Here is a 24,007-nt window from a genome sequence, read left to right as displayed (position 1 = left end):
AGGATCCCTATGACTCACTGGTACGAGCCCTTGCGGGCCATCGTCAGCCTCGGTTCGCAGGCAGACAAGATTTCCCACATGGGAGAGTTGCATGCCGCGCGTCAGAGGCATCTGTCGCAATTCTTTACCACCGATGCCATCGCCCGACAGATGTGGGGCGTTGTGGACAGCTGGCGCCCCGACCGTAAGGTCTCGGTGCTGGACAATTCTGTCGGCTCCGCCCGGCTGTTGCAGTTCGCGGATCCGGCGGCGCACACGCTGTATGGCGTCGACGTGCATGAGCCGACGATTGCCGCTGTCCAGCAGTGTGTAGAGGCCGCCGGCTTCGAAGGAAGCTTCCGCATGGCTGGGATGGAGGAGATTCACCCGCGTCACTTCGACGTAGCCATTATCAACCCGCCGTTCTCGATCCACCTCGAATCGCCGCATCTGCAGCCCTTCTGCTGCACCACGTGGGGCCGGTTCGGGGCCAACAGCAGCGCCCTCAGCCATGAATATGCGCTGGCCCAGGCGCTCGAGGCCGCGCAGGTGGTGGTAGCGTTGTTGCCGACGAGCTTTGTCGATCGCTTCGCGAACGTCGTGGATCACCGGGATGCGCACAGCACGGCCGCGCGCCGCGTGGTCGGCATCTTTGATTTGCCGGCCTCGGCCTTCCGGGAGGAAGGCGCCACGGTGCACACCTCCATTGCGGTGTTCGGCCGCTACCGGATGGGGCGCGTCGTGCGTCAAGCGCACGGCGATTTCACCGTCCCGCTGCCCGGCCTGGACCTGAACGTGGATGACCGTCATTACCATGAGCCACGCCTGAACCATCAGGTGCTGGACGATACCGGCCCTGCCATCATGCGGCCGGTGACTTCGCAGAAACGGGTACGCATTGCCAATGATGGGCGTCGAATCGTCCTGGGCTTCGAGTGCGGATTCGTGGAGGCCATGGTGCTCAACCGGCTGTTGGAACGGCGCATCCTGCCATTGGATGGTCAGCGCCTGCCGCACGGCATGCGCTATGCCGGCAGCGGCCGCCTCGATCTGGAAGCCTATCTCGTGCAGGACGACCCGATGGCCGCGCTGGGCAGCCTTCTGCGGCTGATCCGTGACGCCGGCGGCGTGCCCGAACTGGCACCGGGCTTCTTGGAGCATTTTGGGAAGCGGCTGCGGCGTAGCGCGCGCCAGGCGACGCCCCTGCGGCACACCGTCTGGACGACTGGCGTGAATGCCGCGGAAGCCATCAGCGGCGTGGCCCTCAAAAGCCATGTCGCGGATCCGCTGAAGTGGGGCAGCCCCGTGATCAAGGCAGGCGAGGCCGTGGCATTCGTTCGCCAGCCGGACGGCCGCTACGCTTATCAGGCGGGCAATGCTCAGTTTGTGCTGACTCTGGACGAGCTCATGAGCCGCTTTGCCGTCAGCCGGTCGGCCCAGACATGGGAGACCGTGCACGAAGGCCTCTCGGTGAAGTATCCGGGACAGGCGTTGGCGCTGCGCCTGCGTATGCAGGCGCTCGGCATCGATCGGTGGCTGAACTGGGAGTTTCAGCAAAATGACCTGGTGGAACTGCTGCAGAAACCGTGCGGCGCGGTTGCCGCCTGGGAACAGGGTTGCGGCAAGTCGAGGCTCGCCGCGGCGCTGATCCTGCTGGCCGGGGTCAAGCACGGCTTGATCGTTGTTGAGGCACGCCTGGTACCGGAAATGCGTGCCGAGCTGGCGCAGATCCTGCCACCGGCGGCGGTACACGTCATCGACTCGCCGGAAAGCCTTGGCGCGCTCGGGCAGATTAATCTCATTGCCTACGAGCGGCTGCGCATGCCGGTGTGCCGGGAAGCGTCTCGGCGCGTCACATACGCCCATCGGCTCCGACGCCGGATTGGCCTGCTGGTGGCCGACGAAGGGGAACGGTTGTCGAACCCGAACAGCGACCAGAGCCGCGCGCTCTGGCAGCTGTCGGCGAGGCGCCGCTACATCCTCACCGGGAGCCCTATCGCGAACTACCCGCGCGATGTGTTTGGCCTTATCGCATTCACGGGTGGTGATGGTACCGCCGCTCAGCCTTATGGCTACCGCCGTGGCTACCTGGATAGCCAATGGCTGGCCACCGTGCAGCATGCCCAGCGCGGGGTAGACCGGTTCCGGGATGACTTCGTCGTGCTGGAATGGGTGACATGGGAGTTTGCCGAGAGCCTGCAGGACGGCGCAAAGCGGGAGGTGCCGAAGATCGGCAACTTGCCGCTGTACCGCCAGATGCTGGCGCCGCACGTCAAGCGCCGGCTGGTTTGCGAGCCAGACGTGGCCAGGTACATCCAGATCGATCCACCGGCAGTCGAAGTGGTCGAGACGGACTGGGACCCGGCGCACCTGTCGTTGTATCTGCGCACGGCCGACGAGTTCGCGGAATGGTATCGGGAGATCCGTCGCACCGACGGACGCTCGAACAACCTGATCGCGATCCTGGCTCGGATCCGCGCGGTGCACTTCGCCGCCAACTACCCGCAGTATGGGGTGGACGGGGTGGGGACGCTGGGGCAGCTGACCAGCAAGCAACGCGCCGTGATCGACCGCTTGAATGCCATCGCCGAGGAAGGAAAGCAGGCCATCCTGTTTGCCGAAAACCCCCGGGTGATCGACCTGATAGCGGGGCAGCTCAAGGCTCGGGGCGTCGAGACAGTCCCGTTCCATGGCGGCATCCCGATCACGAAACGCGTGGCCGACAAGGACAAGCGGTTTGTGAATGGCTCCGCCACCGGCCTGCTGTGCACGAAGGGCTCGGGTAGGGCAGGGTACAACCTGCCCAATGCCGACTACGTGCTCTTCTATGACCGTTCGTGGACGTGGCGCATCGAGTATCAGGCGATGCGACGCGCGCTGCGGTGGAACCGGAAGGGCCAGTTGAAGGTGGTGTATTTCCACCTGCCGGGGAGCATTGATAAGTACCAGGACCAGATGGTGGCGCACAAGCGCGACGCCATGGAAGCCGGGTTGGACTGGGCGACGCCGGAACTGGAGGACGAAGCGTTTCTGCACATGGATACGCTTCTCGATGCATTTGTCGAGGACCTGGCGGCGCTACACGGCCGCGAGAATCGCGACCAGCGCCAGCTGCTCAAGGAGGCCGCATGAAAGCGAATGAATGCACTGTCACCCTGGGTGAAGGCGTGGCGACGATCAAGCGCCGCGGAACGCGCGGCACGATTGTTGCCAACGTCCTCGGCACGGTGGAAGCGAATGGGGTAGAAGTCATCTGCCTCGATCGCCTTGTCCATGGCATTTTCGAGAGCGAGCTGGGCGGTTGGCAGGTCAGCGGGGCGGTCACCACCCTGCTGGCCAGACCGATTGGCCCGGTGCCGGAGAAAGGCACTCAAAATAGCTGAGCTTTCGGGACAATGCGACACCCCAAACCGCCATAAGATAGTTTCCGTAGTGCCCGCTACGGAAACTCTCTCAGTTGGACCCTTCTCCCAGCCCTCCCTTCGTGGAGGGTTTTTTTCGGCTGATCGCCGAGTTCCGAGGGCAATGGAAGAGCTGACGGCCGAGTTCGTTTAGGGTTGTTCGATGCCTGCCGTCATCCGCAGGAATGTGAGTGTGCCACCGCGCCTTGCTGGCAGGCGTCGAACAAGCCTAAACGGTAGCGGAAGTCAGGGTCAGCGGCGAGGCCGGGTAGTCGGGCGATTTCCGGATTCGGCCAGAAGGTGAAAGTAGCCCGCATCGTCGGCTGGGCGTGCAAACGTCGGAATCAGTCAGTAAGCGACCATTCGATGCGCCACAACGAACGTTGCTTGCTTGTCTTTGAAGACATCCACCCCAATCGAGTTGAACGTCTACAGGCAGACAATGCTGTGTCGCGAACGGACCTACACGCACCCATGCACACCCGGCAGGCAACCTGCGAAAGCGAAGCGTGCGAAGTAGTCAAGGCACGCCGTGACGGGCCGCCTCCTGCGCGATTTTATTGCATGCTTTCTATCGCCTAGCAGATCGCTGCCAATTGTTTGGCGACATAGACGCGCGACGCACAGCCAAAGGGGGCCGATGTGTTCTTTTAGGCCTGCTTGAAAGCCGCCGAGCGTTCAAGAAGCTCCCGACGGCGGCGATCGGTGTCGTCGTTGAGCTTCTTCCGAGTCGCGAAGAACACTCTCGCTGCCTCGATGTCTGCTCGCAACTCATCCGCAGTCGGCGGGGTCGTGTCGGTATCCGCCGCGGTATCATGCGCAGCGAAGTGGGAGCAGCGCGCCATCGCCTCGTGGAGCGCCACGTATTCCTCATCGCTCAGCGCCACGGCCCGGAGCCGTTGTGTCGACACGCCGGGCCGAAAACGCACCACCGTCTCGCACAGAATTGCCTCCTCCACTCCTCGCTCCCAAGTCTCGCGCAACCGTCCATATCCAGTCCGGACGAGATTCTCGCTGTGATCGACTTCTCCCGCATCTAGAAGGCGATCGGCCTCCGTCGCCATATTCTTGATGCGCTCCAAGCGTTCACCAACTTTGATCCCTGCAAAGGGAAGCTCAGGGAAAACCAGCCCCGCGCGCTGCCTGATGCGCCGCACGCTCATTGCGCTCGCCTCGACTTTTTGGGCGCTCGCTTCATCGGCCAAATGAAGAGCGAACGGCAAGTCGTGAGTGAACACAATCACCTGCCGGCTCGACGCTTCTTGAACGAGGCGGCGGGCGACCTTTTCACGATGCGCGTGATCGAGCGACGACATGGGATCGTCGAAGATGATCGCGCCATGCCCCTCCATCAGCGAGACTTCCGCCATGAAGGTGGCAAGCGCAAGCGCGCGTTGCTCGCCCTCGCTGAGGACTTCGCCCACCCGCTCGCCGCCAGAAGTGGCAAGCTTCACCTGCTGCTTCGCCTTCCCCCTTTCCGTTCGCGTGGTGCTGCGGATCGGCACATGGCCGACGCCCAGCGCGGCGCACTCGCGGACGAAAGCCGCTTCTGCGTCAGCGGACAATGCTTCGGCGTGAAGCGCGCTCATCTTTCTCGAAACTGGGGTCGAATCCGCTGCTCGATGGGCAGCTTGAAGCTTTTTCTTCAAGGCCAGGTCCTCCCCGATCTGCATGATCTGCGTGAGCCTACCCAACAGTGCTTGCCGCGACTTCAAGTCGGCGAGCGCTTGCTCGCTCTTCTTGCGCCCGTCCGCCGCCGCGAGCTTGTCAAAGCGCGCGGCCTCTTCCTCGATGGCGCGAGACAAATCACGTAGCTCAGTGGAATGCAAAGAGATCGCCGGGGCCGCAGCGTCGAACCTTTTAGCAACCCAAGCTTCGGTGAGCGCGGCCTGCCTGCTCGACAAGCGGTCGGCCGCTTGTTGCAGGACCTGGCCCGCTCCCGGCTTGGCCTGTTCGATCTCGTTCACAAGCGCATGGTCTGCCCACAGGGCGGCCGGATCTACCGAGGCAATGGAGGAGAATGCGGCGCTGGCCTTTATCCTAGCGGCCTCCGCGAGCTTTTGCGCCTCTTGCTCAATGAACGTCTCGAAACGTCGCATGCGCTCGGCTGCCGCGGCAGTGAGATTTTGCTGACACAGCACGCACTGGCTGCCATCAACGTGCGGAAAACGATGTTCCGGGTAGGCCAACGTCGTTGAGTAATGCCGCGCGGCGCTCAGCAGCGCGAGCCACGGATCTGAGCCTGTTCCCGGCAACAGGCCGCCGTCCGCAGCAAAAGCCTCCGCTGCAAGCCGGGCTGCAGTTTCAGCGGCAACAACCGCCGCCCCATACCCAATCGCGGCTAACGCCTTATCATCGGAGAGCGCCGCTTCGCACCGCTCCCACCGCGTCGCCAGACCTTCAATGCGGGCCTTTTTGCCGCGCAGATCGGCCGCACGCGCAGAGGGATTCGCCTCGGCAAGCTCCTCCTCTAATCTTTTGATTTCCGCGACATCCGCTTCGGACAGCGTGGCGAGCGCCGCGAGCTCCTTTCGATACGCCGGAAGGTGGAAGCGCTTCTCGAATGCTGCGAGCGAGCGGCCTACCGCATGTTCGCCCAGAAGGTCGGCGAAGGAAGCGGCCGACGCTTGAATGCCGTTGATTTCAAGTTCGAGCCGGGCGCGAAGCGTGCCACACAAGGTCGCGAGCTTCGCGAGAACGTCGAGGCCGCGCGGCGTATATGCGACCTCGCCTTCCGCGTCAGTGAAGGCGCGCGCGCATTGGCTGTCGAACACGGCGACCGTCGCCAGCTCCGCAGGGGCCGGCGAGCCTTGTTGCCAAGCCAGCGTTTCGGGGCCGGCGGCACCCTCGCGCTGGACAAGGATCTCAGCGCTCGGATTCTCTCCCGCCGCATCCGAGAAAACGTCGCCCAAGATGAGTCCGCCGGTTGCCCTCGCTCGGCACGCCTTGCGCAATACTCGAGAATATCCCGATTTGCCCGCCCCGTTGTTTCCATAGATAACCGTCACGCCGATCGGCGAGAACGGGATCGACTGGTCTGCGGCGATGGCGTTAACCCCACGCAGGGTGCGCAGCGCCAAGAGAGTGATTGGTTTCGAGGCCGCGTCGACGGCCGGCAGCATATCGCGAGTTAGGGGCTGTGCGACACGGCCTGCCGGATCATCGATTCCAGCGTGCGCTTTCGCCAGGGCGATGATCTCGCCAATCTCGGCCTCATCAATTCGGCCGTTTATGACCAAACGGCGGGCGGCGTCAGAAAGCCACGGTTCTTGCGTCTCGATCCAGTCAGCGATGCGCGCGAAGATCATGAGCCATGTCTCTCGTCAATATAGTGCGGCGAGTATAGCTCTCGCAGCGGGCGCGATCCGCGAGATGAAAGCCTCATTATTGTTTTTTTACGACATAGCCGATAGCTCGAAGCGCTGCCCGTCCCTCGACAAATTCATTTTGCATACACCTGACGCGTGTACGTAAAAAGCGCGTAGTCTTTTTGCGCGTCCTAATTGGATTCAAGCTTGGAATCTCTCAGTCTAAATTCCGCAAGGGCCGAACTACTGTTCCAGAAAAGTAAATTTGGATGACCGCACTGCTCTGGTAGCAGCCGCTGGACATCGAGAGCGCGACCGGCCGCTCCGGGTCGGTCGGAGACGGTCGAATAGCCGCTTGACGCCCGTCGTCGTAAGCTCCCTCGGCACATCGGCCCAAACATCCGCACTTTCTAGGGTCGTCGATCCCGGCAACCCCTCGTACCGAAGCCGACCGTTAAACGGTCGCAGGAAAAGGGAACCGGCGGGGGCGCGTATGCTGTACCCCATTTGACACACGAGGAGCTTGCCATGAAGACGAAAGACCTACTGGCGGACGAGCGTGCCACTGACAAGGCGCTGGCGCGACCGTTGCCCCTCGAACTTGCCCGACCGGAATGGGATGACGCCGGGGTGGCTGACTTCGTCGTCTTCACGGAGCCGCCGAAGGCGCCCGGGATACGCGCGGTGCTCCAGCACCTGCGCAAGGGTGTGAAGGACGCGAAGAAGCTGGACAAGGGCTCGGAGCGCTACAGCATCCTCGAAGGCTTCGGCCTCCATCGGGAGTATGGCACGAAGCCCCCGACGATGTTCGTGGAAGACGGGATTCAGTTTCAGAGCATCCAATATCGCCTGATCGCCTGCACTCACAACCTGACGCCCATTGGCTACTGCACCTTCGACCTAACGCTGAGCCATGGAAGCGGCTGCGCGTTGGAAGTCAATGATGTCTGGGCGGAGCCCGCCTGGCGCGAGCAAGGCATTGGGTCAGCCTTCGCGCAGATTGTGGCGCGGATCGCCGCGGCCACATTGGAAGAGGTGGATTTCCGGTTGGCGGGGGGACTCAGGCATATCAGGTCGATCCCAATCCTTATCGAAGCAGATGTGTACTCGGAATCCGGTGAAGATTTCCTGTTTTCCGTCGGCCGTGCCCTAGAGTACGCAGCCGATGACGTGATGTGGATGTCGTACGCCGGCTTGGATATTGAGGTGGAGCCACGCTGGTGAGTCCAGGACGCGCGTAGCGTCACTCGACGTTTGCCCAGGGCCTCTCGGACCGTGTCATGGCGCTCGACCAGCGCCCGCACGATGGCTGGGCAGACGATTCCGACCGCGTCGCTCGCGTCGCGTTCCAGCTTCTTGATGGCGGCATCGGCATCCAACTGCGCGTCCGCGATCACGTCTTCCAGCAGTTTCGCCTCTTCGATATCGGCTTCGGTCGGCTTGGATTCATCCCGCGGGTAGATCACCCCTCAAGAAGCGGGGGCTAGGAACGATTCCCGTGGCAGGCAGTGCCGCATCTGGCGTAGGCGAGCCGATTGGTATATCCTTTCGCCTACTTCAGCGTCCCTGACGCATCGACCTCGCACCACCCGGTGCACAGCTTTTTGCAGTAACGTGGCTTCCTGCTCTGCCGGGCCGCCATGCTTCTCTTTTCTTATCCCATCGGGAACCACGTTCCCGGTGCGGTTACGGGTTCCCATTCTGTTTCGGAGAACCCACAATGCATTTCCCATCTGCAGTCTGCATCCGCCAGATCCGCACGGGTCGCTACAACCCACGCACGTACTTCGATCCGGTCGAACATGCGGAGTTGACGAAGTCCATCCGTGAGAACGGAATCTATCAGTCGCTCTTGCTGCGCCCCATCGAGGATGCTGAGTTCGATTTCGAGCTCGTCGCTGGTGAACGGCGCATTCGCGCTGCCTTGGAAGCCTTTGGCCCGGAGGGCGAAGTTCCCGTCCTCATCAAGGTCATGACGGACGAGGAGGCTGACCGCGCGGCGCTCATCGAGAACGCCCAGCGCGCGAACATGTCGCCCTCCGAGGAGGGCGTTGCTGCCTCCAAGATCGTCGGTCACTGCAAAGGTGATCGCGACGAAGCCGCGAGGCTTCTTGGTTGGTCTCGCGCGACGCTGGATAAGCGTCTTGCGCTGATAAACTGTAGCTCAGCTGTCCAGGCCGCACTGAATGAGCGCAAGCTCCAGCTTGGTCATGCCGAACTGCTCGCCACGCTCGCCAAGGACAAGCAGGACAAGCTCCTGCCGGTCATCATCAGCGAGAAGAAGTCGGTGTCGGAGTTGAAGAAGACCATCGAGGCGGCCGCGTGCAGCCTGGAAGCAGCGATCTTCGACAAGACCGACTGTGCCGCATGCCCGCACAACTCGTCGTTGCAGACGGAGATGTTCGGTGAGGCGATTGCCACGGGCAACTGCACTAACCGGGCCTGCTACACCGAGAAGACCGACCGCAAGCTCGATGGCATTGCGTACGGTCTCAAGGAGGAGTACCCGATCGTGCGTGTCATCCGCGCTGGCGACAACCATACCCGCATTCAGCTGAAGGTGGATGGTCCGACCGGCGTCGGCGAGGAACAGGCGAAGGCCTGCCACGCCTGCCAGAATTTCGGCGCCGCGGTGAGCGGACTGCCGGACTCCATGGGCAAGGTCTACAGCGGGCAGTGCTTCGATACGGCGTGCAACCAGAAGAAGGTGGCCGACCGGATCAAGGCCGAGCGTGATGCCGCCAAGGCGCCGGCTGCAAAGCAGTCCGCCGGCAAGCCGGCCGTAGCAACGAAGGGCGACAAGTCCTCCGCCGCTGCGGACAAGCCAGTCACGTCGATCAGCGAGTCGGAGAAGGTGAAGCAGTACCGCACCGAACTCTGGCGCAAGGCGCTGCGCAAGGAAGTCGCGCAGAACGCCGAGCAGGCCAACGCCTATCTGCTGGCCATCGCCCTGAACGGTTTGTCGCGCAATATAGGCGGCGACGTGATGGGCAAATTCTTCGAGAAGCTTACCGAGCAGAAGGTGTCTTCGACCCTGCAAGGTTGCTTGACGGCAGCGCATACCCTCGACGAAAGCCGGCGTCAGCAGCTGACGATCGGTCTGACGGTGGCGGCGATCGACGGCATGGAGGTGAGCAACCTCCGGGAACTGTGCCGGTATCACAAGCTCGACTTGCGCAATCACTGGAATCTGCAGAAATCGCAGGACTTCCTGGAGATGCTTACCAAGTCAGAGATGAAGGTCCTGGCAGACGAACTCGGCATCCGCAAGGTGCTGGGTGACAGTTTCGCCAAGCTCTTCGGCAAATCGAAGCCCGAGGTTGTTGCCGGCCTGCTGGCCGTCGACGGTTTCGATTACGCCGGCAAGGTCCCCAAGGTCCTCGGCTACTAAATCTTCCCTTCAAGTGGGGCGGCGCCGCTCTGGCGTCGCCCCGTCTCACACTTTTTTTTCAAGGATTCACTCAATGTTCACTGAATTGGCTGCGCTCGTCCGCGAGAGCGAGAAAGTCGTCGTCACGCTCACCATGCAAGGCGACACCATGTCTGTCGTAGTCGTGCCCGTCATCAAGAACGCCGCCGACGCTGCGCTCAGTACACCCTTGGCGCTGTCGGCGACGCCGGCGGAGCTTGATGAGGGCTTTGCCGCGGCGGTCGCCGGTGTCAGCGCTGCGCGTCAGTCGCTGGCGGAACAAGCCGAGGCCACCAAATCCATCCTGGAAGCGGCTAAGTCCTCGCAGTCGACCAAAGCCACCAAGGCCTTGACCAAGGCGGCGGGGACGACTGCGACAACGTCCGATGACGACGATGGCGATGACGATGCCGCCGGCAAACCGGAAGTAAGTGACCAACAGGCATCGGCGAAAGCGGATGACGGCGTGGTCAAGACGACTGGCACCGACCTCGCATCGCTGTTGTAAAGGAGACTGCCATGGCACTCGAAGTCAAGAAGCTCACGCGCGAGTTCTCGTACAACGGCATGACGCTGATGGACCCTGGTCCGCAGTTCACGCCCCAGCAGGTGCGTGATGTCTATTCCGCCCAGTACCCGGAGCTCACCACCGCCGCGGTGGATGGCCCGGAGCACAAGGGAGATGTTGCTCGCTACACGTTCGTGCGCGCCGCCGGCGCGAAGGGCGCGGATGCGTAAGTCTGACCTCATGAAGGCGCTGTCCAGCGGGCAGTTCGCCACAACCACGGAGCCGCCCGAAAGGGCGGTTTTTTTACATTCTGAGGAGACTCAACAATGCTGTTCGATCCTCGGTCGTTTGTTCCTGAGTTCGATCCGGGACAACGACCCGCATGGTCGTCACACCGACAGCATTCCGCTGCCGGACGTCGACTTGCCTATGATTTTCTGACGCTGCCGCAGCTGCCCGGCTCGATCCCCGCCACGGCGCGCCTGACCTATGGCGACGAGGTGGAGGTGAAAGACCTGGTGATCGCGCAGTTCGCCGCCGGCGTGCTGCGCGCCAGCGATGTGTCCAATCCGACCAGCGCCGGCGACGCTTTTACCCAGGCCATGTTCGCATGGTTGAATAGCCGTACACCGGCATGTCAGCGCTTGCAGTTCGGCCTGACCTTGATCGACCGTGGCGCTGCCATGGACCAGGTCATGCAGTTCGGCTGGGAGGACGGCCTAGAAGCGCCGCTCTACCTGGCCATCGAATTGCCGGAGGAGGAGGTGTACGCGATCGGAGAGGCGCGTGCGGATGCGATGCGATCCGCTCACCCGTCGCTTCTCTTTACCGCTATGAGCCTGATCAATGCCGCATGCGGTAAGTCCCTCTTCCTTCGCACGCCAGATATGCTGCTGGATCAGTTCGCCCGGTGGCACTGGGATTACGACTCGACGCTAGCCGACGACGAGAATGCCCGGGAGTTTCTCAATGAGAACTTCGGCGGCGATGATGCCGATATCGAGCGCTATCTGCCGTCGGTCGTGCGTGCCGAACTAGCACCGGACGACACCCTGCCGAAGCACGCTCATGTCGACGCGGCTTCGGACCGTCTGCGTGAGTTGGGCCCACGCGCCTTGCGCAAGCTGGCGCGTTTGCATGATGGCTGGCTGAGCGAGTGTTGCACCGCGCTTGCCGACCTCCGGCTGCTGTTGGCCAGGGTGGGGGAACGGTCTGCCATCGACGGCGCCCAATGGGCTGAGCCGGCGTACTCAGCGGCGACCATTGCCTACCAGCCCAGCGACTATGTGTCGGAAATCCTGGACGACCACTACGAATGCCTGAACAACGCTGGCGACGCCACGATGTTCCAGTGCTTCATTCCGCTTGCTGAGAACGCCACGGCGATCCGCCAGCAGTTCCAAGACCTGGCTGGCATGCTGAAGATCATCGGCGCGCTTGACCGGGTGCTCACACTCATTTCTTCATAGGAGGGCCCCATGGCCGAGATCCTGACCGTTTCGCGGTCGCACGACGTGGCCCTGCAAGGGGCCATTTTGCTTTACGGCCGTTCAGTGGCGGAGTTTTCGTATGCCACCGCGCACCGAATCGAACCCGACGCGACAACCGGTCGCCTGACTATCGGTCCCGGCACGCCGCTCAATCGCCTCGCGCTGATTCAGGCGGTGCGGCAAGTCGCCGAAGCCTCGCTGCCCAAGGGCGAGTTCCTCACGCCCAATGTGCTGTCGATAAGTCCCACCGCGGTCACGTGGTGGTGCCCGGCCGAGCATCGCCGTATCTTCTTTCATTGCAAGGAGTTCGGCGAGTGCAGCGCGGTGGTTCCCCATCCGGCCCTGGTCTTCCAGGCGTCGCACAACGGCTTCCGAGTCTTTGCGCTGCATGGCGACGATCGGCCGCTACCGGAGACGGTGCTCCACGAGCCACCCTACTTCAACACCTGGGACAACGGGAAGATCTGCATTGGTAGCGCTCACGTGCCGAAGCAGATCGACGTTGCATCCATCGCAGGCTGGGAAGCAGGATTCTTCAATTCCGCCTTCACCCATCCAAACCACGGGGCGCAGCGTGTGAAGTACCAGCGCGGGCCCTATGCCTTCTGGAAGGACATGCTCGACGGGAACTACCCGGACTACCCCAAGCAAGTCCTCATCCCCATGAAACGCACGCTGGCCGATTTGATCGCCGGCAAACTGGAGAAGTAATCATGCATCCTGCAGACACTGCCCTGCAGCAGTCCTTTCCGTCCGTCATGGTGCCGCGCTTCGGGCAGCTTGCTGCGATGGAGCAGCCCGGTGAGCGGTTGCTCATCGCCGCCAACGGTGTGTTTCTTGAGATCGCACGTCCGTGGCTGCGCGTGGTGCGTCGGCTCGGCGCGTTGGAGCATCGCACCGCCATTCCGTATGGCGAGGCGGCGGAGACGACCGAACTGCGCTGCGGCCGGGTGCCAGCCCAGCTGATCGGCGAGTTCGCCGCGATGGCCCGGGCCGCGTATCCGAAGGAAACTGGCGCATGGATTGTCTGGAATGCCGCAAGCGCGACGTTCCGGCTGATCCCGGTCGGCATCCTCGAGCACAGCGGCGGGCACTTGAAGTATGAGCGCCCCGTGCTGGCAGATGACGACGTGCTCGTGGTGGACTGCCATTCTCACGGCAGCCATCCCGCCTTCTTCTCGAGAACGGATGACGAGGATGACCGCCATGACGTGAAGTTCGCGTTCGTGATCGGCAACTGTGCGGCGCTCACGCCCTCGATGGCACTGCGGCTCTGCGCCAAGGGCATTTTCGAGACGGTGGGGCGAGTGCCAGGTGACTGGTATTCAGCGGCACGCGAGGAGGTGTTGGCATGACCTTCGAGCACCGCATCCCTATGAACATGGCTAGTCTGGCTTGGAAAGTGATCGTGGTTGGCGCCGGTGGCACCGGCAGCGCTCTGCTACCCAACCTCGCGCGGCTGCACCACGCCATGCTCGAACTGGGCCACCCCGGCGGCATTGACTGCACGGTCTACGACGACGATACCGTCAGCGAGACCAATGTCGGCCGTCAGGGATTCTATCCAGTGGACGTGGGCCAGCCCAAGGCCACCTTGCTGGTCAATCGGCTGAACAACCTGATGGGCACGCGCTGGGAAGCGCGCGTTTGTCGTGTCGGCAGCCGGGACCGCTTCCATTGCGACATGGTGATCGGCTGCGTGGATACCCGGAAGGCTCGTAAGGCCATCCTGGGCGCAATGCAGCGCGGCTCCGGTGGCTATTATCTCGACTGCGGCAACGAGGCCGACAGCGGCCAGGTGATCCTCGGTCAGGTCCGCGGCAGGGCGGCGGAGCGGCTGCCTCATGTGGGCGACCTGTTCCCCGAGCTTCTGGACCCGAAAGGGGACAAGAGTGACACGGCGCCGTCCTGCTCGATGGCCGAAGCGCTCAGCCGGCAGTCGCTGGTGATCAACCAGGCGATGGCGGTGCAGGCGTACAATTTGCTCTGGACGCTGTTCCGCACGGGCACCTTGCAGTACTGCGGCGCGTTTGTGAATCTGGCTGTGGGCCGCACGAACCCACTGCCAGTGGATCCCCAGGCCTGGGCACGATTCGGGTATCACTTGCCTGAGCCGAAGGGACGTGCAACCCGCGCAGCCCGCCAGACCGGTTAAGCCCGCCACTCCCGACATTGTTGGGGGTGGCTTTTTCCTTTTGTGGACGACCTTTGTTGTCGAGTCGCGCAGTGCGCTGCTAAGATCGCGTCACACCTCGCGTCACACCTCGCGTCCAAGACGCATCGACCTCGTGGCACTCTGCCACGCTCTATTTTCAACCCGTTGGGGCACCTGCCCTGACGGCGTGCTCCATCCATTCTTCCGGAGCACGTATGAACGATAAATCCATAAATCAGACCGCGCGCGATTGTCGTCGCGACCTTGTGACAGGCAGCTGGCTGCCGGATGACGTCGCCGTCGGCGCCTACTGGAATGGCGCGATGTGGAACGGCTTTCCGGTGCCGGTGTTCACCAGCGAGGATGGCGATGCGCTGTGCGCCGTGATGCCGAAGCTCGTCTACGTGGCGGGCCGCCGGGCGTTCCTGTTCGACGAGAATGACCATGTCGAATGGTTCCACGCTGCGGTGCATGTCGTGGAAGGCAAGGAACAGCCTCTCTATGCGATCGGTAATGGCTGGTGCTGGCAGTTCGCCGGTTCGGGAACGGATGCCATCGAGCTATCTGGTAGCTACCTGGTGCTGCAAGTGCGTCCGCAGGTTGGTGCGTGGATCGAGAACCTCGCTCAACAGAATGGCCAGGCACTGGAGCACTACGCCGATTTCTTGCTTGGGAGCTTCTGCGAAGACCGCAGGGACGGCCGTCCCAGGTTCGACCTGTCCTGCTTCGAGGCGACAGTCTCCCGGGCCAAGCTCGCGACACCGATTACCCAGGGCCAGGCGGTCCGGGTGCGCGGTGGCGCGTGGCTCGGCGTCGTCGACGCGGTGTTGGCGCTCGCTGCAGCAGAGGACGGCGGCGCGCAATCGCGGCTCTCGCGCGAGCGGTTCGCCGAAACGGTGCTGGACAGCCTCGCTCGCGAGCTGGGCGGTGTGAAATAGGCCCCTCCACAATCGGTAGTGGGCCTGCTACCATTACGGCACCTTCCGCGTCTCAGACGCATCGACTCTTCCGGTTGTTTAGCCGGGCATCTCTTTCTCCCACCTACGGGCCTTCCTGCCCGTGGGCATGTTGGCCCATTTTTCGTTGAGGCCATCGTGTTCAAGCGTGTCTTCCTGCTTTTCCTTTGCTTTGCCATGTTCACTGGCTGCGCTGCACAGCCGACTTCGCCGAACACCTACCGGGGTTCCGAAGCGCTGCGCACGAGTAGCGCCGAGACTGTGACCGTCGTCCGGGTCCGCCCGGTCACGATCGCCGACACCGACGGCATGCTTTCCGCGAACTCGGGTGTACCCGGTGTTCTCGGCGCCGTCGTCGGCGCGGTGCTCGGTGCCCGCGTCATCGGCAACGGCAACGGTCGTTACCTGGTTGGCGCATTGTCTGGCACGGTCTCCGCGGTTATCGCGCAGACGGCCGCCACCCACCTGAATCGCCGTGATGGTGTGGAGGTCATTGTCCGGACGGACAGTGGCCGCCAGATCGTCGTCACGCAGGACGCAGATCAGCAGTTCGTCACCGGCGAGCGGCTGTATCTCGTCTCTGGTGCCAGCGGCTATCGTCTCACTCGCTAACGGGCTCCAGTCGGAACCCCGTTTCCATCTATCTTCCCCGCGCGGGCCCTCCCGCGCGGGGGGCTCTGTCGCGAACTGGAGCCACCATGTTCGACGTTGCAGAAGTCTCCCCCCTCACCGTCACTCCGATCGAAACGAAAGGGAAGTACATCTTTGAAGTGGCTGACGACGTCCGCCGTCAGCTACGCAGTGCGGGACTAGAGCCGGAATGGCTCAATGCGGCCAATTTTATGGATGACGATAACGAGGCTATGTATGGCCCGAAATCGTCGCGCCAGTGGCCGCAGATCGGTCCTCGCGAACGGCTCGCCGTCTCCGTGCAGCGTGGCCGGTGCGAAGGCTGGGTGGTCTTTGTCGACCGCGTCGGCTACACCGGCGATGCCCCCAACCTGGTCACCGTTGGTCAGAAACTGTTGATCGGCAAGGTGTTGACCGAGCGCCAAGCGTGGGACACCGTCCGAGCAATCAGCAAGCTGTTTGATGTCGCCTGAAATTCAGGCCAACCCTTTGCAAGCCCGAGAGGGCTTGCCCAACCGTCGCCGGTTCGGCAAGCCGCTTTCACCCGCGTCATTGACGCATCGACCCACTGTTTGGCATTGCCGAACCAACCCATTGCGGGACACTCGTCCCGTCAGGGAAGGGATGTCCCGATCCATTTTGAGGACACCCATGAAACTTCCCAAGTCATTTTTGAGCCGCCATTCGTCGACAAACTCCGCGGCCGGACACGCCATTCGCCGTGACGCATGCCGTGTGCTACGTCGCTTTGCCGGCGACATGGCCCTGCGCCCGCGCGACTACACGATCCGCGAGCATCGCCAGCGTCGTCGTGACATCGACGTATTCGCCTTGCATACGGACTCGCTGCTGTTTGAGATCCGGCACGGTACGGGTCAGGAAGGTGTGGTGCACATGTCCTATCGAACATGTCGCGGCCGCGACGACCTGACCGGCGGTCGCGAAAACGCCGTTACCGTGGAATCGCTTGGTACCGAGCAGGGCTATGCCGATCTGGTTTCCACGCTCCGCGTGGTCGCCGGGCGGCGCGGTTAAGGAGTTCCCTGTGACCCGTCTCATCAAAGTTCTGGCTTTGCTTCGTTGCATAAGGACGACATTGTCGAACTGCCGGCACGCATGATGATGCGAGTCTACACAGCGGTGGACGCTGGCGAAGGCTATGCCATCGTCGCGCACCAGGGCGGATATGGAGTGCCGCTGATTCACGTCGTAGACTCCCGTTACAAGCTGGATGTCAGGCACGCCACCAGCGACGCTTGGCTTAGCCGGCTGGACGACGCATTTCGCAAACCGAGTAAGGATCAAATGCAAGCGTACGGACGCTATTACCATACGCTATCGGCGGCCTGCGCCGTGGGTTTCGCCGGCTATGTGGCAGGAACTTCGTCCTGGTCCATGGCCACTGTCATCAACGCAACCTGCTTGTTGGCTGGCGCTGCAGTACTATTTGCCATAGGCGCGGTTCTCGCGAAAGGAGATAAGTGATGTTTGGTCCATTTGTTCTCGGCTTCGCGTTGTGCATCGCGGGCTTCGGGCTCGGGGTGCTTCGCAACGCAGATCGTGAGCGCATGCTCGAGGAGCTAGATCGCAACGGCTAGGCGTTCGTGCCTCACGGTTGCCAGCCGCACTGCAACCCCCATCAGCGCATCCCATAGGGATGCGCTTTTTATTTCTCACACCCACACGGGCGTCGTCCCGATGGGGGCGGCTCCCTCCCAAAGGAGCATCCCCCATGGATGACATCATCTACGGTGCTGGCACGGCCAGCTATCCCGCCGGTGTTCTGCTGCGCATCGGCCTCTACGAATCGAACCTGCGCCCGGCGATCCAGCTGGTCTGCGCGGATGATGGCATGCCCTATGCCTCGCTCAGCGTGAACGTGCCACAGGTGTCATTGCTCGCCGGCGAATTCTGCGTGGCGGCCGACTGGAACCTTCCCGCGGACATCAAAGCGGCGTTGCTTGCCACCGGCAAGTTCTCCGACACAGACCGCGGCACCGAGGGGCGTGACCTGTGCGGTGCCGTCTGGCGCATCACGTGTCCCGAGCTGTTGTCGCAATTGGCAGGCGCTCGCATCGTGGCCAGCCGGTCCCGGCCGGTTCGTCGCATGGCCGCCGTCGCCTAGCAATTATCCCTTTCAACCCTTTCGGGGCACGTCCCCGAAGGGGCATGCTCCGTCCGGAGCCAATCATGTATGTCATTCACATCGGCCAGCGGGCCGAGAATCGCACGACGCTTGCCGGCGTGCTGCAGTACCTGAACGACGACCGTGACGGCAAGGCAATGCCGCGCGTCGACGACATTACCGTGCGTCACGTCGAAAGTGGCGCGATCCCGGTGGCGCAACTTGCCTCGGGCAACTTTGCGGTTCGCCCGGCTGGGAGCCAGCGCGGCATTCTCACCATGATCCTGGATGGGGTCGACCGCTTTATCGTGCGCGCAGGGGGCAAGATCCTGCGCCCACACGAAATGAGCCGCGCTTCCTGGGGCGCCGTGGTGGCCGCCGGCCGCCTGGCATATCTTCCCGTCGAAGCCATCGACTTGTCCCAGGGCGATGCGGGACCGCTCTTCCAGACGGCAGACCTTTTCGAAGAGCAGGGGCCACTCGACATCTCTGAGTTCGTCTGCGGTGAGTTTGTGCGCCGCTTCGGCTACGGCATCAACGGGCCGCAGTATGCGCCCAACGCGAGCCCGAATGCTCGACATGAAGTGCACGTTGCCTACGCGCTTCTGCGCGGGGAGAAAGTGCGGGACTGCATCATCAATACGTACCGCGAAAACCCGCAACACGGCCGTCATGACCTCTGGATGAAGCCGCTGATCGAAGTACCGGCCCTGCGCGGCGCTCTGTCGCCCAACGTGCTGCAGGCGCTGTGCCGGATCATGCGTGCCGAGAAGCAGGAAATCACGCCGCACAATGCCAGCAAGCTGCTTGCGGCGCTGCGGCATGTCCCGCGGGATGCCAGTGATGTGCAGGTCGACGATGCCTTGTTCGAGGCCGGGATTCTCCCTCCAAGGACTGTACCGACGCCAAAGCTGCCGGCGGGAGAGAACGCCCAGCCGGTGACCAAGCTCGCGGCGACGATCCATGCGCGGATCAGCGAGCGGCAATTTCGCGACAGCATGGACAAGGCAAAGGGCGAGCGAGAAGCGCTGCGTATCAGCCAGCGCGAATTCGATCGCCAGGCCGGCGCCGCCGCGGCTTATCGACTCTCCTATGGCTATGAGTGGCCGAACCGCGTCGCACTCGCGATCATGCAACGAAATGCCGCTGCGCTCCTGCAGATCTTCGATGGTCCGAAGGACTGGAACACCGATTCGAAGCGCGCCTTGCGCGACGAGCTCGGTGTCGACATTCTCCAATGCGCTGCGGCAACCAGGCGCCGGCGGCTGTTCGCACTGTGTGGATTCTCGGAGGCCGAGCAGGCCGAATGGGAAGCCAACGAGGTCATCGAAAAGGCGCAGAAGCGCACGGATCGCGAACTGTCGGATGCAACGCATCAGGCCGAGGCGGCCAGGTACCGGCTTGAAACCGGCCAGGTGATGAGCGGACGCGAGTATGTCGACTTCTGCATCGATGCAGGCTTCACGCAACTGATCGACGAGCCTCGCGGGAGTGCCCGGCGCTACTGGATCCACGATCCAGTGAAGCGGGCATCTCGACCGCTACGCGCGAAGGACGGAACGCTCGGCTACGCGCGTGCTCGGCTGGCGCGGATCGCCGCGCCCGAGGCGCTTGCCGCCTGATATTTTCGTCCCCGGCCACTGGCTGGGGACGCCTTCTTCGAATCACGCAGGGATATCGTGAGCTTTCGATACCTTGAAATCGCAACGACTGCGTTAGTCTTTGCTTGACCCACGAAGCTCTGTTCGCACTGAAGTCCGTTCAGTCCAAACCGAGCTTTACCCGCGTCTCAGACGCATCGACCCCAGCCGGCTTGCCGGCCATTTCTTGCAACTTCCCACAGGGACCCTCCCCTGTGGGGACGTCTCTGTGGGCGCCATCCGTCGTCCCACATGCACCTTCAACACTTGCCGTAGCCCGTTGTGGCGCGTCGTCCGAGACCGCTGCCCGCGGCCACGGTCAACTGCCACGCCAGTCCACGCGCGAGCTGCTGCATCGCTCGTCGCGGTTTCTGAACATTTCCATTTCCGTCCTGCGACCGGCTTATTGCCGTGTTCGCGCTATCCCATTTCTAGGAGCAATCCATGTCTCATCTCGTGCAAACCATGGCTTACGTTGGCGCCACCCCGTGGCACGGCCTTGGCAACCAGCTGGAACGCAATCAGCCGCTCGAAGCCTGGGCCGAAGCCGCTGGCATGAACTGGCGAATCGAGGAAACCGATGTGATGTATCGCATCGGCTCCCACGATCTTGATCCGATTCACTCGTTTCCCGAGCAGAAAGTGCTGTTCCGCTCGGATACCAAGAAGCCGCTCTCGACGGTGTCGAAGCGCTATCAGGTCGTTCAACCCGCGGAGATCTTGGAGTTTTACCGCGATCTGACCGAAGTCGGCGGTTACCAGCTGGAAACCGCTGGTGTGCTCAAGGAAGGTCGCAAGCTCTGGGCGCTTGCGCGCACGGGGCAATCGACCAGTATCGCCGGCGTCGACGAGGTCCGGGGCTATCTGCTGTTGGCCACCGCATGTGATGGCACGCTGGCCACCACCGCGCAGTTCACGTCCGTGCGGGTCGTCTGCAACAACACCCTGCAGATCGCGCTTGGTCGCAATCGCGGCGCAGTCAAGGTGCCGCACCGCAGCCAGTTCGACCCGCGCGCCGTCAAGGAAGAGCTGGGCATCGCCATCTCGTCGTGGGATGGTTTCATGGTCCGCATGCAGGAGTTGGCCGCCCGCAAGGTGAGCCAGGCGGAATCGGAACGCTTCTTCCAGCGTTTGTTCACGTACTCGTGGGCGACACCGGAATCCGAGGGTCCTACCAAGGTGAACGAGCGCGGCCTGAAGGCGGTGCTCAATCTCTTCGAGGGCAACGGCCGCGGCGCCACACTGGAATCGGCGGCCGGCACTGCCTGGGGACTGGTGAACAGCGTCACAGAGTATGTCGATCACCGCCAGCGTGCGCGCAATCCGGGCAATCGGCTGGATTCGGCGTGGTTCGGTGCCGGCGCGGTACTCAAGCAGCGGGCCTGGGACGCAGCGCTCGAACTCGTTGCTTGAAAAGCTCCTGCGGCATTCAGAAGTTCATCCCATTGACCAGCCCTCAAGCGAACTACGTTCGATGCCGATGCTTGGCATGGAAGTAGTCGTTTTTGGTCTCCAAAGCCCCGGCACAGTCCGGGTTTTTTTTTCGCTCGTTGCTCATGATTCTGATTGATTTCTATTCTCGATACCCCCGCTGGTTGTTCCGGACCTCGCAAACGCCTGCGTTTCAAGGCCGCCACGCCTGCCGCAACACGATCAGGGCTGAAGGGCAACACGTCGCGGAGCGACTTATGCTGCGACAGGCCATCGATGTGGCAAGCTTTCCGAAGGACAGAATTCTCGTACTCTTTTTCGAATGGCAGGCTCATGTCAGGCGGCATGCAGTGCCGATGGGGTATGACGCCTGGCTGGACCAGCGATATCTGCAGGGCCCCGCGGCCGCGGTGACGCTCAAGCAGAAACGTGTTGTCTTCGAACTAATGCATGGAGCCGTGTTCGAAGTGCGGGGCAAGGACGGACGCCGGCGCCTCTTCCGGGTGCAGTTGGAAAACGACTTTCCCTATGTGTCATTCCGAGACCCAGCGAACGCTGTGAACTATCCGTGGGTGGCTTTCCCTGGTGTCTTCACGCAGGCAGAGCTGATGACCCTGAGACGGGTTTACTGAAGACAAACGCCCGGCAATGCCGGGCGTTTGTGTTTGAAAGAGGGGGTGCGGAAGGGTGCTTTCGGTGTCTATGGAAGGAACATGTTCCTCAGCAAGGCGTGGGAATCTGCGCCTCGGTTGCTGGGCTGTCGATCGCTACACCCTCCTTGTGTGGGGGGACGTAGCCGACCGACTGGATGCGGGCAATGGTGCCATCCAGGGCGGCATTCGGGCCCAACCGGATGGTGCCGGCATACAAGATCCGACCCTTCACGCGTCCATTGATCAGCAGCGAGGCGCGCCCAACGACATCGCCTTCGACCACGCCGTCAACAATGACATGCTCGCCGTCGACGTTGCCATGCACCACGCCGCCCGCCGCGATATGGAGCAGCCCACGGGAGGCGCCAACATTGCCGGTGACCAGCGCCAGGCAGGTGAAGCCATGATCCGAGACAAGGTCACCGTGAACGCTCATCCCCGCACGGAGCAGGCTGAAAATTGGAGGATTATCCATGGGTCAGAACATCTTGATGTCGGTAGGGGAGCTTGTCTGCTGCGTCGCAGAATTCCGTGTCTGCGCGCCGGATGGCGGTTGCGGTACCGTCTTGGCAGTCGCCACAACCGTCGCGGTTCTGGGAAGGGTGGTCGCGGCCGCAGGCGGGGAGGCGGGGGCGGGTCGCTTCACGGCCTCCGCCTTCGGCTGTTCTGCCTGGGTACGCTCCAGCTTAGGCTGTACCGGCTGCGCGGTGGCGGAGGGCCCAGACGCGGGTCCATCCACAGCCCCGGCTGGCGATGGCGCGACAGTCGACTTGGTCGCCTCGGAATCAGAAACGGCGTCACGCTTTCGCGGCCATTCATGATCACTGGTTTCGGCAGTCGCACGCGCAGAGGTTTCGGAAGCTGCCTGAACCGGTTGGTCACGATCGCTGGACGCGCGCATTTCTCGCTTCCCGATCGATGAGCCGATGGCAAACATGGCCGCAGCAGCAGCCACGAAGGCGATGCCCCACAGTAGCCGCTGATTGCGTCGCAATGCGGCGAACTGGCTGGATGCCGGGGCGGCAGCCGATGTGGAAGACACCCCGGCGTAGCCAAAGTGCGCCACTGGCGCACCTGCTGGCGAGATGTCGATAGTGAGAGGCGGTTGGGCGTAATGAGCATGCAACTGCTCGATGTCACGCATGTCCATCGGGAAGGCTCCGGTGAGAGGAAATCAGTGTCCCGTTGGCTTCGAACCTGTCGGTATCCGGGATGCAGAGTTGGTGAATCGCATTAATGCGTCGTGAGGCGATCTGGATCGTCGTGGTGCGTTCGTCCGGAGAAATGGACCCGAATTCCTGGCTGTAGAGCGTTTCCACGAAGATCCGGTCGAATTGCATCAGCAATCTGAGGAGCCGGCCGGCGAAGGAATGGGAAACCTTGACCTCCTTCTCTTCGTGGAACAAGGGAATCTCGACCTGGTCGGTCTTCGCAAGCCAACCGAGGGCGCTGCCGTACCACTCTTCCGCGGCGCGAAAGGCTTCATCCAGCGCTTTGACTTTCCCGTCTCGAGCCACGACAAATTTGGCCGAGCAATAGTAAAAATGTGCGTCGAGGAAGTCGCGCGCGAACTTCGAGTAGTAGGCGTGGAGGGTGGAGGAGGCTGTCGTCGGCGTGAGCCGGCTTAGGCGCTCTTCACTGTTATGGCGCTCAATGGGCCTGAGCCCACTGGCGGGTTTCTTGGGTGGATCCTGGTCGGCCATTTTTCCATGTTTTCAGGTCGCTCTCTCAGGTTGAAATTGTCGAGCACATTCGGACACCGAATGACTTTGAAACATATGCCAAATAGCCGAGCTTTCGTATTCTTTGCCCGGAGTATTCTGTGCCACAATGCTTTCACACCTCGCGTCACTGACGCATCGACCCTGACTCCTGGCGAGTCCATCTTCTGCTTCAAGTCGTGCATTTGCGCACGCGCCGACTGGTTGGCTACCAGTGTGGATATTCCTTGTGCTAAGTGTTTTCGCCGAACACTTCCCTCATCAGCTCGTAATACGCGTTCTCGTTCTGCCTCCTCGTGAGTGCACGCGATGGACACCGTTCGAGCCCGGGACCATGTGGAGCTCTCTCTCAAAGGCCCCTCCCAGGCAGAACGGCAGACGTCGAGCCGATCCGTGAACCTGCGGCCGAACCTGTGGGTTCGCGAAATGGGTTGTGGTGCAGCGTGACCATGCTGCACGAGGACGACTTTACGTCCTCAGCATCGAGCAGCGCGCATTTGTGCGCCGCTCCCTGAGTGCCACGCCCCCGGAAGGGGCGTGGCATTGCAGGTCTGAAAATCAAAGCTCGCTCACCGGCGCAAACCGGGGCGGGCTTTTTTTG

24 protein-coding genes are annotated in these 24,007 nt (G+C 62.3%); 20 read left to right on the top strand and 4 right to left on the bottom strand.

Annotated features, from left to right (window positions below):
• The first annotated feature begins 9 nt into the window (after window positions 1-9).
• Window positions 10-3,111, top strand: coding sequence for a DEAD/DEAH box helicase (locus tag MKD38_RS29195; RefSeq protein WP_026163895.1), 3,102 nt, complete (start codon window positions 10-12; stop codon window positions 3,109-3,111).
• Window positions 3,108-3,362 carry a hypothetical protein gene (locus MKD38_RS29190; RefSeq protein ID WP_018004053.1) on the top strand — a complete coding sequence of 85 codons (255 nt, stop codon included), beginning with the start codon at window positions 3,108-3,110 and terminating at the stop codon, window positions 3,360-3,362. Before MKD38_RS29195 ends, MKD38_RS29190 begins: the two co-directional genes overlap by 4 nt.
• 668 nt (window positions 3,363-4,030) lie before the next feature.
• Here MKD38_RS29190 and MKD38_RS29185 read toward each other — a convergent pair.
• Window positions 4,031-6,688, bottom strand: a complete 2,658-nt coding sequence (locus MKD38_RS29185) for an AAA family ATPase (protein ID WP_018004052.1) — start codon at window positions 6,686-6,688, stop codon at window positions 4,031-4,033.
• A 528-nt stretch (window positions 6,689-7,216) separates the two neighbouring features.
• Here MKD38_RS29185 and MKD38_RS29180 point away from each other — a divergent pair.
• The 18 genes from MKD38_RS29180 (at window position 7,217) to MKD38_RS29095 (ending at window position 21,664) form a co-directional block, all read left to right on the top strand.
• Window positions 7,217-7,912 (top strand): hypothetical protein, encoded by a 696-nt coding sequence (locus tag MKD38_RS29180; RefSeq protein ID WP_018004051.1) that lies wholly within the window; start codon window positions 7,217-7,219, stop codon window positions 7,910-7,912.
• Window positions 7,913-7,968: 56 nt separating this feature from the next.
• On the top strand, window positions 7,969-8,175 hold the full coding sequence (locus tag MKD38_RS29175; protein WP_018004050.1) for a hypothetical protein: 207 nt from the start codon (window positions 7,969-7,971) through the stop codon (window positions 8,173-8,175).
• A gap of 233 nt (window positions 8,176-8,408) precedes the next feature.
• Window positions 8,409-10,079 carry a PRTRC system ParB family protein gene (locus MKD38_RS29170; RefSeq protein WP_018004049.1) on the top strand — a complete coding sequence of 557 codons (1,671 nt, stop codon included), beginning with the start codon at window positions 8,409-8,411 and terminating at the stop codon, window positions 10,077-10,079.
• Window positions 10,080-10,152: 73 nt separating this feature from the next.
• A complete protein-coding gene (locus tag MKD38_RS29165) occupies window positions 10,153-10,605 on the top strand; it encodes a PRTRC system protein E (RefSeq protein WP_018004048.1) in 453 nt (150 codons plus the stop codon).
• Between the two features lie 11 nt (window positions 10,606-10,616).
• Complete coding sequence (locus tag MKD38_RS29160; RefSeq protein WP_018004047.1) at window positions 10,617-10,835, top strand: PRTRC system protein C; 219 nt, start codon at window positions 10,617-10,619, stop codon at window positions 10,833-10,835.
• A 96-nt stretch (window positions 10,836-10,931) separates the two neighbouring features.
• Entirely contained in the window at window positions 10,932-12,074 is a 1,143-nt protein-coding gene (locus tag MKD38_RS29155) for a PRTRC system protein F (protein ID WP_081610674.1), read from the top strand.
• A gap of 9 nt (window positions 12,075-12,083) precedes the next feature.
• Window positions 12,084-12,806, top strand: a complete 723-nt coding sequence (locus tag MKD38_RS29150; protein WP_018004044.1) for a PRTRC system protein B — start codon at window positions 12,084-12,086, stop codon at window positions 12,804-12,806.
• 2 nt (window positions 12,807-12,808) lie between these two features.
• Window positions 12,809-13,450, top strand: coding sequence for a PRTRC system protein A (locus MKD38_RS29145; RefSeq protein ID WP_018004043.1), 642 nt, complete (start codon window positions 12,809-12,811; stop codon window positions 13,448-13,450).
• The gene (locus tag MKD38_RS29140; protein WP_018004042.1) at window positions 13,447-14,250 is read left to right on the top strand and encodes a PRTRC system ThiF family protein; all 804 of its coding nucleotides are present in this window, start codon (window positions 13,447-13,449) and stop codon (window positions 14,248-14,250) included. The genes MKD38_RS29145 and MKD38_RS29140 overlap by 4 nt, the downstream gene beginning before the upstream one ends.
• A 215-nt stretch (window positions 14,251-14,465) precedes the next feature.
• The gene (locus MKD38_RS29135) at window positions 14,466-15,188 is read left to right on the top strand and encodes a hypothetical protein (protein ID WP_018004041.1); all 723 of its coding nucleotides are present in this window, start codon (window positions 14,466-14,468) and stop codon (window positions 15,186-15,188) included.
• 156 nt (window positions 15,189-15,344) lie between these two features.
• The gene (locus MKD38_RS29130; protein WP_025586694.1) at window positions 15,345-15,818 is read left to right on the top strand and encodes an outer membrane lipoprotein; all 474 of its coding nucleotides are present in this window, start codon (window positions 15,345-15,347) and stop codon (window positions 15,816-15,818) included.
• Window positions 15,819-15,904: 86 nt separating this feature from the next.
• Window positions 15,905-16,309, top strand: coding sequence for a hypothetical protein (locus tag MKD38_RS29125; protein WP_018004040.1), 405 nt, complete (start codon window positions 15,905-15,907; stop codon window positions 16,307-16,309).
• 178 nt (window positions 16,310-16,487) lie between these two features.
• Window positions 16,488-16,871: a hypothetical protein gene (locus MKD38_RS29120; protein ID WP_018004039.1), complete on the top strand. Its 384-nt coding sequence runs from the start codon at window positions 16,488-16,490 to the stop codon at window positions 16,869-16,871.
• A gap of 45 nt (window positions 16,872-16,916) precedes the next feature.
• Window positions 16,917-17,321 (top strand): hypothetical protein, encoded by a 405-nt coding sequence (locus tag MKD38_RS29115; RefSeq protein ID WP_018004038.1) that lies wholly within the window; start codon window positions 16,917-16,919, stop codon window positions 17,319-17,321.
• Window positions 17,322-17,568: 247 nt separating this feature from the next.
• Window positions 17,569-17,961 (top strand): hypothetical protein, encoded by a 393-nt coding sequence (locus tag MKD38_RS29110; RefSeq protein ID WP_018004036.1) that lies wholly within the window; start codon window positions 17,569-17,571, stop codon window positions 17,959-17,961.
• Between the two features lie 65 nt (window positions 17,962-18,026).
• Window positions 18,027-19,583 carry a hypothetical protein gene (locus MKD38_RS29105; RefSeq protein ID WP_018004035.1) on the top strand — a complete coding sequence of 519 codons (1,557 nt, stop codon included), beginning with the start codon at window positions 18,027-18,029 and terminating at the stop codon, window positions 19,581-19,583.
• Between the two features lie 462 nt (window positions 19,584-20,045).
• Complete coding sequence (locus MKD38_RS29100; RefSeq protein WP_025586698.1) at window positions 20,046-21,014, top strand: DUF932 domain-containing protein; 969 nt, start codon at window positions 20,046-20,048, stop codon at window positions 21,012-21,014.
• A gap of 275 nt (window positions 21,015-21,289) precedes the next feature.
• Window positions 21,290-21,664: a hypothetical protein gene (locus MKD38_RS29095; protein ID WP_232348026.1), complete on the top strand. Its 375-nt coding sequence runs from the start codon at window positions 21,290-21,292 to the stop codon at window positions 21,662-21,664.
• An 88-nt stretch (window positions 21,665-21,752) separates the two neighbouring features.
• Here the strand turns inward: MKD38_RS29095 and MKD38_RS29090 are convergent, their stop codons facing one another.
• From MKD38_RS29090 to MKD38_RS29080, 3 genes are read right to left on the bottom strand one after another with little or no spacing between them, the layout of a single operon-like run.
• A complete protein-coding gene (locus MKD38_RS29090; protein WP_018004032.1) occupies window positions 21,753-22,160 on the bottom strand; it encodes a polymer-forming cytoskeletal protein in 408 nt (135 codons plus the stop codon).
• A gap of 3 nt (window positions 22,161-22,163) precedes the next feature.
• A complete protein-coding gene (locus tag MKD38_RS29085; protein ID WP_145987294.1) occupies window positions 22,164-22,835 on the bottom strand; it encodes a hypothetical protein in 672 nt (223 codons plus the stop codon).
• Window positions 22,822-23,388 (bottom strand): hypothetical protein, encoded by a 567-nt coding sequence (locus MKD38_RS29080; RefSeq protein ID WP_018004031.1) that lies wholly within the window; start codon window positions 23,386-23,388, stop codon window positions 22,822-22,824. The genes MKD38_RS29085 and MKD38_RS29080 overlap by 14 nt, the downstream gene beginning before the upstream one ends.
• Window positions 23,389-24,007 lie beyond the last annotated feature (619 nt).

This window comes from Cupriavidus sp. WGlv3, from assembly GCF_023952475.1.
Taxonomy (GTDB): Bacteria; Pseudomonadota; Gammaproteobacteria; order Burkholderiales; family Burkholderiaceae; genus Cupriavidus; species Cupriavidus phytorum.
The sequence above is the reverse complement of the archived record's forward strand: the minus strand, read 5'-3'. Positions and strand labels throughout refer to the sequence as shown.

Coding starts and splice junctions, on each gene's coding strand:
- MKD38_RS29195 (WP_026163895.1), top strand. CDS start 10: ATGACTCACTGGTACGAGCCCTTGCGGGCCATCGTCAGCCTCGGTTCG.
- MKD38_RS29190 (WP_018004053.1), top strand. CDS start 3,108: ATGAAAGCGAATGAATGCACTGTCACCCTGGGTGAAGGCGTGGCGACG.
- MKD38_RS29185 (WP_018004052.1), bottom strand. CDS start 6,688: ATGATCTTCGCGCGCATCGCTGACTGGATCGAGACGCAAGAACCGTGG.
- MKD38_RS29180 (WP_018004051.1), top strand. CDS start 7,217: ATGAAGACGAAAGACCTACTGGCGGACGAGCGTGCCACTGACAAGGCG.
- MKD38_RS29175 (WP_018004050.1), top strand. CDS start 7,969: ATGGCGCTCGACCAGCGCCCGCACGATGGCTGGGCAGACGATTCCGAC.
- MKD38_RS29170 (WP_018004049.1), top strand. CDS start 8,409: ATGCATTTCCCATCTGCAGTCTGCATCCGCCAGATCCGCACGGGTCGC.
- MKD38_RS29165 (WP_018004048.1), top strand. CDS start 10,153: ATGTTCACTGAATTGGCTGCGCTCGTCCGCGAGAGCGAGAAAGTCGTC.
- MKD38_RS29160 (WP_018004047.1), top strand. CDS start 10,617: ATGGCACTCGAAGTCAAGAAGCTCACGCGCGAGTTCTCGTACAACGGC.
- MKD38_RS29155 (WP_081610674.1), top strand. CDS start 10,932: ATGCTGTTCGATCCTCGGTCGTTTGTTCCTGAGTTCGATCCGGGACAA.
- MKD38_RS29150 (WP_018004044.1), top strand. CDS start 12,084: ATGGCCGAGATCCTGACCGTTTCGCGGTCGCACGACGTGGCCCTGCAA.
- MKD38_RS29145 (WP_018004043.1), top strand. CDS start 12,809: ATGCATCCTGCAGACACTGCCCTGCAGCAGTCCTTTCCGTCCGTCATG.
- MKD38_RS29140 (WP_018004042.1), top strand. CDS start 13,447: ATGACCTTCGAGCACCGCATCCCTATGAACATGGCTAGTCTGGCTTGG.
- MKD38_RS29135 (WP_018004041.1), top strand. CDS start 14,466: ATGAACGATAAATCCATAAATCAGACCGCGCGCGATTGTCGTCGCGAC.
- MKD38_RS29125 (WP_018004040.1), top strand. CDS start 15,905: ATGTTCGACGTTGCAGAAGTCTCCCCCCTCACCGTCACTCCGATCGAA.
- MKD38_RS29120 (WP_018004039.1), top strand. CDS start 16,488: ATGAAACTTCCCAAGTCATTTTTGAGCCGCCATTCGTCGACAAACTCC.
- MKD38_RS29110 (WP_018004036.1), top strand. CDS start 17,569: ATGGATGACATCATCTACGGTGCTGGCACGGCCAGCTATCCCGCCGGT.
- MKD38_RS29105 (WP_018004035.1), top strand. CDS start 18,027: ATGTATGTCATTCACATCGGCCAGCGGGCCGAGAATCGCACGACGCTT.
- MKD38_RS29100 (WP_025586698.1), top strand. CDS start 20,046: ATGTCTCATCTCGTGCAAACCATGGCTTACGTTGGCGCCACCCCGTGG.
- MKD38_RS29095 (WP_232348026.1), top strand. CDS start 21,290: ATGCTGCGACAGGCCATCGATGTGGCAAGCTTTCCGAAGGACAGAATT.
- MKD38_RS29090 (WP_018004032.1), bottom strand. CDS start 22,160: ATGGATAATCCTCCAATTTTCAGCCTGCTCCGTGCGGGGATGAGCGTT.
- MKD38_RS29085 (WP_145987294.1), bottom strand. CDS start 22,835: ATGGACATGCGTGACATCGAGCAGTTGCATGCTCATTACGCCCAACCG.
- MKD38_RS29080 (WP_018004031.1), bottom strand. CDS start 23,388: ATGGCCGACCAGGATCCACCCAAGAAACCCGCCAGTGGGCTCAGGCCC.